The sequence below is a fragment of the Reichenbachiella sp. genome (assembly GCF_965233835.1).
In the GTDB taxonomy this organism is placed as follows: domain Bacteria; phylum Bacteroidota; class Bacteroidia; order Cytophagales; family Cyclobacteriaceae; genus Reichenbachiella.
In genome coordinates this window covers 1,964,782-1,977,057 of the sequence record NZ_OZ247585.1, presented here as the reverse complement: position 1 = coordinate 1,977,057, position 12,276 = coordinate 1,964,782, and the positions used below count along the sequence as shown (strand labels likewise).

At 40.5% G+C, this 12,276-nt stretch carries 10 protein-coding genes; all 10 read right to left on the bottom strand.

Annotated features, from left to right (window positions below):
- Positions 1 to 94: 94 nt before the first annotated feature.
- Positions 95 to 541 carry a hypothetical protein gene (locus ACO6S2_RS08545; protein WP_422362075.1) on the bottom strand — a complete coding sequence of 149 codons (447 nt, stop codon included), beginning with the start codon at positions 539 to 541 and terminating at the stop codon, positions 95 to 97.
- Positions 542 to 560: 19 nt separating this feature from the next.
- The gene (locus ACO6S2_RS08540) at positions 561 to 1,637 is read right to left on the bottom strand and encodes a hypothetical protein (RefSeq protein ID WP_422362074.1); all 1,077 of its coding nucleotides are present in this window, start codon (positions 1,635 to 1,637) and stop codon (positions 561 to 563) included.
- Positions 1,638 to 1,664: 27 nt separating this feature from the next.
- Positions 1,665 to 3,521: a choice-of-anchor I family protein gene (locus tag ACO6S2_RS08535; protein WP_422362073.1), complete on the bottom strand. Its 1,857-nt coding sequence runs from the start codon at positions 3,519 to 3,521 to the stop codon at positions 1,665 to 1,667.
- Positions 3,522 to 3,692: 171 nt separating this feature from the next.
- A complete protein-coding gene (locus tag ACO6S2_RS08530) occupies positions 3,693 to 5,066 on the bottom strand; it encodes an NAD(P)(+) transhydrogenase (Re/Si-specific) subunit beta (protein WP_422362072.1) in 1,374 nt (457 codons plus the stop codon).
- A gap of 1 nt (position 5,067) precedes the next feature.
- Positions 5,068 to 5,373, bottom strand: coding sequence for an NAD(P) transhydrogenase subunit alpha (locus ACO6S2_RS08525; protein WP_422362071.1), 306 nt, complete (start codon positions 5,371 to 5,373; stop codon positions 5,068 to 5,070).
- A gap of 24 nt (positions 5,374 to 5,397) precedes the next feature.
- Positions 5,398 to 6,498 (bottom strand): NAD(P) transhydrogenase subunit alpha, encoded by a 1,101-nt coding sequence (locus ACO6S2_RS08520; protein WP_422362070.1) that lies wholly within the window; start codon positions 6,496 to 6,498, stop codon positions 5,398 to 5,400.
- A 170-nt stretch (positions 6,499 to 6,668) separates the two neighbouring features.
- Positions 6,669 to 7,445 (bottom strand): basic secretory protein-like protein, encoded by a 777-nt coding sequence (locus ACO6S2_RS08515; protein ID WP_422362069.1) that lies wholly within the window; start codon positions 7,443 to 7,445, stop codon positions 6,669 to 6,671.
- A gap of 43 nt (positions 7,446 to 7,488) precedes the next feature.
- Complete coding sequence (locus tag ACO6S2_RS08510; RefSeq protein ID WP_422362068.1) at positions 7,489 to 8,262, bottom strand: basic secretory protein-like protein; 774 nt, start codon at positions 8,260 to 8,262, stop codon at positions 7,489 to 7,491.
- A 68-nt stretch (positions 8,263 to 8,330) separates the two neighbouring features.
- Positions 8,331 to 9,740: a sugar MFS transporter gene (locus ACO6S2_RS08505; protein ID WP_422362067.1), complete on the bottom strand. Its 1,410-nt coding sequence runs from the start codon at positions 9,738 to 9,740 to the stop codon at positions 8,331 to 8,333.
- 30 nt (positions 9,741 to 9,770) lie between these two features.
- Complete coding sequence (locus ACO6S2_RS08500) at positions 9,771 to 12,128, bottom strand: GH92 family glycosyl hydrolase (protein ID WP_422362066.1); 2,358 nt, start codon at positions 12,126 to 12,128, stop codon at positions 9,771 to 9,773.
- Positions 12,129 to 12,276 lie beyond the last annotated feature (148 nt).

Genomic DNA, 12,276 nt, shown 5'->3' with positions numbered 1-12,276 from the left:
AATCGTTTAATTAAGCCCATATAAGATGTCTAGATTTGTTAGGTTAAGGAAGTAAATCTGAAAATGGCTGTGATTAACACAGCCACTTTATCCTCTAATTTGCCAGTGATAGGATTTTGCTATTAGGCCCTATTAACTTTTGGTCTTCAGCGCTTAAGACCCCAATTGCCCCTGGAATTTCATTCACATACTTGATCAAATCAGCACTGCTTTTGTGTTCAACAGGTGAAACTCCGTTTCCAGAGAATACTCTCTTGGTCCAAAACTTTTGAAAATTTGCATTGGTAGTACCTATATATTTCCAAAATGCCTCATTCTTGATCTGAATGTAGCACGGTTTAATTTTAGTACTATTCTTCCATTGTGTTGTAAATCCATTGTAAACTCTTTTCAACGTGTTTTTATCAATAGACTCAAGCGGAACATCCGCATTTGCAACTATCACAAATTCCGATTGTGCTTTAGTTTCATAATTGCTCAATGCGATTAATATTAATAATCCAATGAGTACTAACCCATATTTAGATATTTTCTTTTTCATCTCTTTCATCATTTTCATATTAAAACCCTAGAACGATTGCAGCTTGAAACTCACTGTAATCCACTCCAGTAAACTCGGAATTTTGAACTCCCGATGAGATCGAATTATACTGCGTCTTTAGAAAGAAATTTTTATCTATTCGAGTATTCAATCCAATACTAAACATATTGGCCTGGTCTTCATCTACGTCCTTATTCGGATCCAGGTACTCATAGCGAACATAGGGTGTTAATCTTTCGATAAACGTATAATACACCATTGCCTCAATAGCATTCTTTTTCAAATCACCTCCAGCTGATGGAGCAACTTTACCAGATACAAATTCCAATTCCAAGCCTGCATTTCCAACTGTATACTCTGCATGGGTACTCACACTGAAGACCTTTGTTCTATTACCGGTATCATCACCAGCTCCGTCTAATTCTGACACTCGGTCAGAGTATGTCGAAACACCCAACTTCAGATTACTGATAGGGCTAACTAGAAGTCTAGAGGCTATTGCCTTTTCTTTATTGTCGTCTTCTTCGAATGGATTGGTGTTTTCCTGAGAACCGTTACTCAGTTGCACATGATATTCAAATTCGATGGAATTAATCATGAAATTTCCAAGTACTGATATTCCAGTAGCCCACCTCGGGTAGAACCGCTCATCGGCACCAAACTTATTTGGTTTATTTGTACTCAAAGGTTCTTTGACTGCCAGAAAAGCTGGTTTTGCTGTATGAATTTCGTTGTATATTCCAAATGGAACAAACATCTTTCCTACTCTAAATTTTAACCAGTCCTTAACTGTATATTCGGGAAATGCATATTCTACTGCGACATTTCCTCGTCCGTCCTCTGTTGCTGAACCATGCTCCCAAGTTAAATCAGTAGAAAACCTTAGTTTATTTGAAAGATCAATATTGATCACCAAGTCAATCAGATCGGCATCAAATGACCCATTTGGGTCACCTTCGCCTTCATCAGATATCATGTTTTCATATTCAAAACTGGAGTAGCCATTTATTCTGACTCTTTCGCTTAACTGTTGGGACATGGTTTTCAAACCAAATGAAAGCAACATGACCGTCAATAGTAATATTTTTGACTTCATCTAATTTAGGTTAAGAATTAATTGGAATTATTTTATAATAAATCTGGCGCTGGCCTGCTCACTTGTTTTAAGAATGTAAAGGCCTTTTTTTAATGTAGAAACGTCAATCTCTTTGCTCGCAAGACTGGTCAATACTTTTCGTCCATGGACATTAAAGATACTAGCATCACTAGCTTTATTTAGATATAACATACCATTCTCCACTGGATTTGGAAACACAAGTAGCTCATCTTTCAGTTGCTCCAATTCTTCTGCAATTACTTCTTCATTTACGTCAACCGTTCTTCCAGAAGAATTGCTCTGATTCGACTGTGTAGAGTTGACTTTGAAGATCGTAATCGTGCCGCTCACCTCATTTGCAGATATCAAAATAGGAGAGTTTATAGGACTGTGGCGTTTCTTTACAAAAAGCACATCTTCTGGGCCAAGGTCTTCAGCTGCTCTGGTATCAGCTGGAACATCAAAATTTCTGTTATTCGAGTAATCCACAAACTGAGGGTAAAAGGGATTAGAAATATCATAAATCATAATACCTCCAATTCTTTCTAAACCAATAAAAGCATAAGTCCTCCCCTTGAACCTCGCTATCTCAATAGCCTCCGGCTCAGGCCCTTTATCATCACTCCTATCTTTGAAAGACCCATTTTCATCGTTTGATGAGTTGAAATTATCAGGAAGCTCAAGTGCAGTAATTTGCTCAAATTCATCCCCGCTATCATAAATCAGTCTACCATTCGCTCTTCTTATTGAAAATGATCGTGCCCCATAAGTGTAGATCTCTTCAAATAACCCATCACCATCTGCATCGCCTGTAGCAATAGTAGTCTTCATACGACCAATGGCAGTATTTTCCTGAAGCTCAGCTGCATTTGGAAACACCGCCGGATCAAGTACTAAATCCTTAACTCTTACTTCTTCGCTATATCCTGCATAATCTCTACTATCTCCTTCGTTAGCCAAAACAATATACTCTCTCCCCCACTTTCTATAGTTTGCTATGGCATCTGGCATATACATCCCTTTAATTGGCCATGTGGCTATATCAATATCTGAAGTTTCATTACTGGCGTCTAGCCCATTGCCATATTGTGAATGATCTTTAAAACCTAACCCTACAAGTTTCTTTACTTCTCCCCTTCGAATATCAATGATTGCCAAAGCATTGTTTTCTTGAAGCGCCACCCATGCATATCGTGAATTTTTCGATACTGTGATATACTCCGGTTCCAAGTCTTGTGCAACAGTAGATGACCCGGGATTAGCAGATACTCTGATGCTTGGATCCAAAAACGCATGATTGAAACTAGTAAAACCTACTTGAATCACATCGCTTTGAGTTATGTTTTGCACCCCTCTCCGTAAATTGACAATTGTAACGCTACCTTCTGGGTCTATGGTAAAGTCATCATTTGGTTCTCCTTCATTGGCTGTAAGTACATATCTACCATTGGGGGAAAACACTATATTGTCCGGTAAAGCGCCCGCCTCGACTTCGTTCAGAAATTGGCCATTGGTATTAAAGAATACAACCTTACCATTAGCCTGTTTATCTACATTTTCTACAGCCGCGGCAACAATTCCATTATGAACTGCTACGCTATTGGCGCTTTTTCCATAGGCCGTGAGACTAATAGAAGCATGTAGGACGATTGCCTCGGGTGAAGAAATATCCAAAATATCTATGGCGCCAGTATAACCATTGGTAACAAATAATCTCTGAGTAGCTGGATCATGAGCGACAATTTCAGTAGCACTCTCATCAAAGACATCATTGTAATAGGTTGATATTTTTTCTAAGGAAATGCCACTCTGAGAATTAGATTGAAAAGGACATAAGATTACAACAAGGCACAAAATTGTGCTTAAGGTTAAGTTAGTTTTCATAGTGAAAAATTAAATAAGACCAAAAATCATGAAACCTTTTCATGACCTATTCAATTCATCTCATTTAAATGCTGCTGTATCAAATGTACTTTGTCAATGGAGTAGAAACAATAGGCTATTATACCTAATTAAAACACTGGTGATTTGACCTATTCCATATAACTGCACTACCTAATCCATCACTTTCACTTCATTATTCAAAGTTTCGATAGTATCCTTAGCATCTCCGAAGAGCATCTTGGTTTTATCGTTGAAGAACAATGGGTTTTCAATGCCCGAATACCCTTTACTCATTCCTCTCTTTAATACCACCACGTTTTTAGAATTAAGAATTTCCAACACGGGCATGCCATAAATTGGACTTCCTGGGTCATCCAGTGCTGAGGGATTCACCACGTCATTGGCGCCTACTACCAAACATACATCCGTATCGATCAGCATACTATTGGCAGCATCCAAATCAATAAGTTTATTGTACGGCACATCTGCCTCCGCAAGAAGCACATTCATGTGACCTGGCATACGACCCGCCACTGGGTGTATGGCATAATTAACATTCACTCCTCTAGAGGTTAAACTCTTATCTAATTCTTTACAGGCCTTTTGCGCCTGAGCCACCGCCATACCATAACCAGGAATGACCATTACGTTTTGCGCGTAACGCATCATAATAGCTGTGTCGTTAGCTGTTGTTTCTTTGATGTCGCCTTGATCAGTTGCAGTAGCCCCTGCAGAACCACCAAAGCCACCGACTACCACATTGATCAAAGATCGGTTCATAGCCTGGCACATTAAGACGGTGAGTATGGCCCCGGAGGAGCCAACCAATACACCACCTAGTAACATGACCATATTACCATAGACCAAACCTGCTAGAGCCGCAGCTATACCAGTCAGAGCATTGAGCAAAGAAATAACAACTGGCATATCAGCTCCACCGATTGGCCAGACAAAAGTCAAACCGTAAATAAGTGAAACGGCAAGAATAATTAAAGGCAAGTATTCATAAGCAGCAGGGTTAGCCACTTGAAATACAATAAGACCTAAGCATAGCACCAACCAGATCAGGTTGAAATAGGAAGAGATTGCACTTCTCCAATCCTTGACTTTACCAGCTAGTTTTCCATAAGCAATCAAACTACCGGTAAACGCTACACCACCAATAAATAATGCCATGTAAGTGGTAGCCATCAATCCATAAGAAGAAGAGACATCAAACTTATTAGCCTCAAGAATCGAAATACTAACTGCACACGCACCACCAAAGCCATTAAACACTGAAACCAATTCTGGAATACCGGTCATTTCTACTTTCTTGGAATACACCAAGCCGATGGCGGAACCTACAGCTATAGCTCCAAAAATATACAACAGGTTACCCTGATCATTTGTCATTGGACTGAATATGGCCACAAGAATAGCCGAGCCCATACCCAATGCAGCAATCACATTTCCGTTTCTCGCTGTAGATGGACTGCTCAATTTTCTTAAGCCTATGATCAACAATACAGTTGAGACGATATATAATAGTTCTATGTACTGCATCTTATTTCTTCTTAAACATTTCCAACATACGGTTGGTCACGGCATGACCGCCTACCACATTGATAGTACCCAACACTATTCCTAAAGCTCCCAACCCTAAGGTTATATAGTCAGTCGCTTCTGCCTGTCGAACCAAAATAATAGCCCCAATAATAACGATACCACTGATTGCATTCGACCCGGACATCAATGGAGTATGCAAGACGGTAGGCACCTTGGAGATGACTTCAAAGCCCAGATAAATAGTGATAATTAATAGGTTGATCATAAGCACATGATCCTTCAGATAATCTAATATCTCTAACATGTTTTCTGAATTTAATGGTAATAATTAGGCGGTAACGGCAGATTTCTCTTCTGTCTTCAACAATGACTGGCTAACAATCTCACTGTCATAGGGTAAATTTTCCTTGCCTTCTTTGAGAATGTATTTCAAGAAATTGTAAATATTGTTGCTGTACAACAAACTGGCTTGCTTGCCCATCTGATTATAGAGTTTCGCATCACCAATGATGGTAACGCCATCGATATCGATCGTTTGATCATCTTTAGACAACTCACAGTTGCCGCCACTCGCTGAGGCCATATCCACAATGACACTGCCCTGCTTCATAGCATTTACTGTCCTGTTTTCTATCAAAACAGGTGCTTTTCTTCCAGGGATATTGGCTGTAGTAATTACCACATCCGCCTTCACTGCAGTCTCGTGGATGAGTTCTTTTTGTTTAGCAATGTATTCATCGGATTGCTCCACAGCATAACCTCCGGCAGCGCTATCTTCCTGAGCACCCTCCACTTCGATGAATTTAGCCCCCAAACTTTGTACTTCTTCTCTTACCGCTGTTCGCACATCGAAAGCTTCTACAATAGCTCCTAGTCTTCTTGCTGTGGCTATGGCTTGCAATCCCGCTACTCCAGCGCCTAATACCAAAACACGAGCTGGTGGTATAGTACCCGCTGACGTAGTCATCATAGGAAAATAACCCGCAAACTCATCGGCTGCGGTAAGCACCGCTTTATAACCTGAAAGAGAAGCTAATGATGAAAGTACATCCATCGATTGAGCTATGGTGGATCTAGGCAATAAATCAAGGCTAAATACTTGAGCTTTAGACGTCCTTAGATTAGTGATTAACTCTGATTCTACACGACCATTGAATTTACCAACTAATAGTGCGTTGGATTTGATTTGATCAATGTCTGATTTAGGAATACTGGTGCCAGTAAGAATAATATCTGCTTTGGAAAGGACTTCCTTGCGAGAAGAAATCACTGCGCCTGTAGACTCGTACAGTTCATCATTATATCCAGAGAGTTTGCCAGCTCCTGATTCTACAACGATTTGATATTCGTCTTTTATCAGTTTGGTAGCAACCTGTGGCACCAAAGCCACCAGATTCTCCTCTGTACATTTCACTACACCAATTACCATAGTATGCTTATTTTTTATACTCCTACTAGAAATACAATTTTGGGTTAGTTGCATTATGGGCGCTAGCGCATTGCAAACGTACTAAGTAATAGTGAATTTCTCTGGTATATTATTTAATAATACTGGTGTTTTATTGTCAAATTGAAAATTTAAGATAAGTTCGATTTGCTTTAATTCTGGCTTTCGAGTGTTTTCAAATGGCTTTGATACTCACCCCATAGACTTTCCACCGACACGCCCAACAGCTTTTGAATGTTTGGCTCCCAGGCCCAATCGAAGTCCTGACCTACGTTTTGATTGAGTTCACATAGAAACTCAGGTTTTTTATATTCCGTGATCCAAGCGATAAAAAAACCAGTCATTTTATAGCCGTCTGTCCAGGATCCGCCAGGCTGTCTTAAAGACGAATCAATAAAACCTTCTCGATAGCGAACGGCATCAGCAATTCCCTCTATCACACTCCATCCATCTCCTTCGTATTTGCAAGATTGCTGGTAGGCATGGGTCATTTCATGAACCAAAACTCCTACTACTTCATCTACAATAGTTTCTTTAGAAGCTCCCGCCTTAATCTGCTTATCTAAATAATCACTGCTAAAAGACACATGGATCACTGGAGGTTCGCCCCCCTTTCCTGATATGCCGTCATAATCATGTACGCGATACACGATCTTTTCCACGTTGGGTACCTCTTCAGGATTAAGATAAAGTTGCTGACAAACACGAAGGGCCGTTTCCTTAATCATTTGCTCTGGATTGGGAATATAGGTCGCATACTCCGCTCCTTTGCCTTCGAGGTCTTCATTGGTGAAATCTACTTGCGGATAACTAAAAGTTGACCAAACGTCAATTTCTTCTATAATTTCAGGTTGTTCATTCGATGATTTGCATTGACATAACATACCCGGTTGACCTACCATAAGTAGGTAAAAAATACATCTTTTCATTTTTAAAATGTTTTTAGATTTTGATTAAAATTTGCGGTGGAATTTAAGAGAGAGGAGCCGCAGCTTCATTGGTTTGCAAATAGTTTTGGTATTCTTCCCAGAGACTATCCACAGACTGACCAGTCAGGTTCAGAATATTTTCATCCCATTTCCAATCATAGTTTTCCTCCAAAGATTTGTTTAATTTTTTTAGAAAGTCTTTGTCTTTGTTCTGCATGATCCAGACCATAAAGAACCCTGTAGTCTTATATCCATCTTGGTAAGAACCCCCTACTTTCTGATGCGATAAGTCAACGTATCCTTCTAAATAACGCACTGCGTCAGCAATTCCTTCTATTACACTCCAGCCATCTCCTTCGTACTTACAGTCTTTTTGATAAGCATGTGCCACTTCGTGTACCATTACCCCGATGATTTCTTCCCGAATAGCCTCTTTGTCTAAAGAATCCAGCATAGTAGCAAAGTACTGACTACCAAAAACAAAGTGAATGATGGGCCTAACCCCACCCTTGCCTGAGAGCCCTTCAAACTCACAAACGGTATAAATAACAGAATCGACACGGGGAACCTCATTGGGCTTTTCGTATAAAATTTTTGAGACAGCCAGTGCCTCCTCTTTTATAAGTTCTTCCAAGTCCGGAACAAACTCTTTGAAGTTCTTTGCCCTCCCTTGTGGATCGTCCAATACGAATTCAACTTCTGGATAATGAAATTCCTCCCACGTGGAGGCGGATTGGGTCACCTCTTCAGTTGATTCCTTTTTAGAATCGCAGGCCTGCAACAACAAAATGGGCAGAATAAAATATGAAATTTTCAACTTTTGCAATAACATAATGGAATGCAATCTTGAATTTAAATTTACACCAAAAGTGACTAAGGAACGATTCATTTTGAGGTTGATTTGTAGCCCGAAAAGCCGTAGTAAAAAATATATAGATAGCAGAAAACCGGAACAATAAAGGACAATTGAATCCCTAGATAATCGGCCAAAATTCCCTGAACAGGAGGCACAATAGCTCCTCCCAATATCATCATCACAAGTAGTGAAGATCCCTGGCTTGTGTATTTACCCAGACCATCAATGGCCAGCGTGAATATATTGGACCACATGATAGAGTTGAACAGGCCAATACCAATCACTGACCAAAACGCCAATGGTCCTGAACCAAAAATAGTAATGAGAAGGAGTCCTATCGACAATAAGGCAAACAAATAAAGCGTTCGTGAGGCTATGGATCTGCCAACAATAAACAGAACAAAAGCTATCGCAACAAAGAGCAGTAAAGGCAATATCTCAACTAGCGGCATACCACCTTTGAGGTAATTGGCGAGGTATATAACGCCAAAGGCAGATAAGGCAGCTAAAGTCATTAATCCTATTTTCTTAGTCTGCTGATTGATTTCACTCAAATAAATAGCTCCAGAAAACCGTCCAATCATCAAACCTCCCCAATACAAGCTAAGGTATCCGCTAGCTACATGTTCTTCCATACCCGCTATATGAGCCAGTCCAAAATAATTCACCAAGATGCTACCTATGCTTACTTCACCCCCTACATACATAAAGATGGCTATCATCCCGAGTGTCAGGTTTGGAAACTTCAGTGCTCCTCGTCCACGCTCTATGGTTTCTTCATTGGTAAACTCAGGAAGCTTTGCGAATTTGATCACCACCGCCAAAAGGACAAGCATAGCTGCCATCATCAAGTATGGCACTTTTACCGCATCTGGCCCTGCGAAAAACTTAAATATTAAGACTCCTCCTATGATCGGCCCCAAAGTAGTTCCAAGTGAGTTAAAACCCTGAGCCAAATTCAAGCGACTTGAGGCTGTTTGTGGACTACCCAAAATAGCCACATAAGGATTGGCTGCGATCTGCAACACCGTAAATCCTAACCCTAGCACGAACAATGCGAACAAATAGAACCCATAAGCATTGATATAAGTAGCTGGATAAAACATGGCACTGCCAATCGCTGATATCAACAAACCCAAAATGATTCCATTCTTGTATCCAATCTTATTGATCGGATCTCCGCTTTTGAAGGATATGATGAAATAAACCACAGACCCCACGAAGTAGGCTCCAAAAAAAGCAGTTTGGATAAGCATAGATCTGAAGAAGTCCAGCTCGAAAATATTTCGTAGGTGAGGAATGAGTATATCATTCATTACAGTCATGAATCCCCACATAAAGAATAAAGTAGTCAGCGTGACCAACGCTGGCGTGTAGTCTTTTTGTGCGCCTTCTGAAGCTGCAGGTGTAGGAGGTGTTTTGATCGTACCTATGGCCATGTTATTGGAATTTTATGATGAATCTGAGGATTAGTTATCGAGCGTTGACATAGAAAAGGGTCTACTTTCTACTGCCGCAGCCCAAGACTTATTGGGTTTGCTGCCCATTTGGTACTCCAATGTTCCTCCTTTCATCAGGTCTTCATGACGCAGATAAGATTTATTGTATGGTTTACCATTTAGCTTTATTCCTTGAATATATATATTCTTCTTGGATAGTTTTTTCGCCTTTATCTCAAACGAAAGGTCATTAGGTAAATTAATCACTGCTGCCTGCACTGATGGACTCCCAAAAACATATTCATTGGACCCCGGACAAACAGGGTAAAAACCAAGAGAACTAAAAACATACCAAGCAGACATTTGACCACAATCATCATTGCCAGCCAAGCCATCCGGTGTATTATCTACCAGGTTATTCATTATCTGATGAATTCTTTCCTGCGTTTTCCAGGGCTTACCCCCATAGTTGTACAAATAGGCAATATGATGGCTAGGCTCGTTGCCATGAGCATATTGTCCTATCAAACCTACCATATCTTCAACATGATCGAACTTCGACTTGTCTAACTGCACTTCAAATACAGAATCTAACTTGGCCGTAAAATTGTCTTCCCCATCCAAGAGGTTGATCACACCATTCATATCGTGTGGTACATACCAAGAGTATTGCCATGAGTTTCCTTCTGTGAAATCACCTCCACCTAGCGTACTCGGTGTGATCGGGTCAAAATCTTCTCTCCAGGTCCCATCATTTTTTTTACCTCTGGTGAAGCCAATTGAGGTATCGAAGATATTTTGATAGTATTGTGCCCTTTTTCTAAAGGTTTGAACCGTTTCATTTTCACCAAGTAGCTCACCCATTTTTGATATGGTCCAATCATCATAAGCATATTCCAGTGTTTTCGAAACGGAGGACCCTCTGTGCTTATCGAATGGAATATAACCTTTGTCCATGTAAAAATTGAGACCGCCATATTGCGGATTGGTGGCACTGGCAGTCATGGCATTGAGCGCTTTTCCCTCATCAAAACCTCTTATGCCTTTTGCATAAGCATCCGCAATCACAGGCACCGCATGATAGCCAATCATACACCAGGTTTCATTGGCGTGAAAAGACCAAACCGGCAACAATCCATGCACACTTTGCTCTTGATGAACCAGCATGGACTGAATCATGTCGACCGTTCTTTCTGGCTGCGTAATAGTAAACAGTGGGTGCAAGGCTCGATACGTATCCCACAATGAGAATATGGTGTAGTTAGTAAAACCGTCTGCGGTATAAATGTTTTGATCAATTCCTCGATACTTATTGTCAACATCCATGTAAGTAACAGGTGCCAACATGGTGCGATAGGTAGAGGTGTAGAAAATTTCTTTATCTCGATCGTTTCCTTCAATTACGATTTGATCAAGTTCTTTTTCCCAGGCCTTTTTGGCTTCATTTCTTACTTTTTCAAAATCCCAATGCGGGATTTCAGCTTTTAAGTTTTTCATGGCTCCTTCTGTGCTTACACCAGATATAGCCACCTTCATTAAAATTTCTTCGTTGTCTTTGGTTTCAAAATCAAAATTTGCCTTGAGTAACTTTCCAAATTTCTCTGGATAGTTCTCCACACGCTGTCCGCGATAGCCGAAACCAGTATATTTCACCTCTTGATCCTCGTCTAATAAACCATAGTTTTTGATAGGCTTAGAAAACTCAATAGCGAAATAGACATATCTGGTTGCTCCCCAGCCTCTGGTTTGGCGAAAGCCAGTCACGGTAGTTTCATTTTCTACCCTGAGTTGAGACCATATCACCTTGCCTGGGTAGTCGTGCATGCTCGTAGTCAAATCAAGAAGCACGTGAGCATCTTTGCTCTCAGGAAAAGTATATCTATGTAGAGCTACACGATTGGTAGCCGTTAATTCTACATTTACTCCATAGTCCTGGAGTTTTACTTGGTAGTAGCCTGGTGCCGCAGATTCATTTTCATGGTCGAACCTTGAACGATAACCTTCATCAGGATTTTCCACTGTTCCCCTATTGAAATTCACTGAGCCAACAGTTGGCATAACAAGTATATCACCCAAGTCGGCATGCCCAGTACCACTGAAATGTGTGTGACTAAAACCAGCAATAGACGTGTCTTCGTAGCGATAACCTGCACACCAATGATAGGCTGCCCCTCTATCGACGGTCAGGTCTTTGATGCCTGTATCCGGACTGGGCTGTACCATACCAAAAGGTACCGTAGCACCAGGGTAAGTATGTCCATCACCACCCGTACCTATAAATGGGTTCACATAGTCATATGGGGATTTGTCTTTCTTTGTTTGTTGCGCTTCAGCTGATTGAAATAGTCCTGTAAAGATCAAAATTCCAATAATTAGTCTACTCTTCATATATTCAGTTATCATTTCAAATCTCTTGTAAAAGAGGCTGTCTCAAAAGTTAACCGTCATTGCGAACAACGTGAGGCAATCTTAACATCATATCCGGAAATGGACTCTAAGATCACTTCGTTGCACTCGTGATGACGATGTCAAGACT

Excerpts from the sequence above, each read along its gene's own strand:
- ACO6S2_RS08520 (WP_422362070.1), bottom strand. The coding sequence starts at position 6,498 with ATGGTAATTGGTGTAGTGAAATGTACAGAGGAGAATCTGGTGGCTTTG.
- ACO6S2_RS08535 (WP_422362073.1), bottom strand. The coding sequence starts at position 3,521 with ATGAAAACTAACTTAACCTTAAGCACAATTTTGTGCCTTGTTGTAATC.
- ACO6S2_RS08540 (WP_422362074.1), bottom strand. The coding sequence starts at position 1,637 with ATGAAGTCAAAAATATTACTATTGACGGTCATGTTGCTTTCATTTGGT.
- ACO6S2_RS08505 (WP_422362067.1), bottom strand. The coding sequence starts at position 9,740 with ATGGCCATAGGTACGATCAAAACACCTCCTACACCTGCAGCTTCAGAA.
- ACO6S2_RS08545 (WP_422362075.1), bottom strand. The coding sequence starts at position 541 with ATGAAAAAGAAAATATCTAAATATGGGTTAGTACTCATTGGATTATTA.
- ACO6S2_RS08530 (WP_422362072.1), bottom strand. The coding sequence starts at position 5,066 with ATGCAGTACATAGAACTATTATATATCGTCTCAACTGTATTGTTGATC.
- ACO6S2_RS08500 (WP_422362066.1), bottom strand. The coding sequence starts at position 12,128 with ATGAAGAGTAGACTAATTATTGGAATTTTGATCTTTACAGGACTATTT.
- ACO6S2_RS08525 (WP_422362071.1), bottom strand. The coding sequence starts at position 5,373 with ATGTTAGAGATATTAGATTATCTGAAGGATCATGTGCTTATGATCAAC.
- ACO6S2_RS08515 (WP_422362069.1), bottom strand. The coding sequence starts at position 7,445 with ATGAAAAGATGTATTTTTTACCTACTTATGGTAGGTCAACCGGGTATG.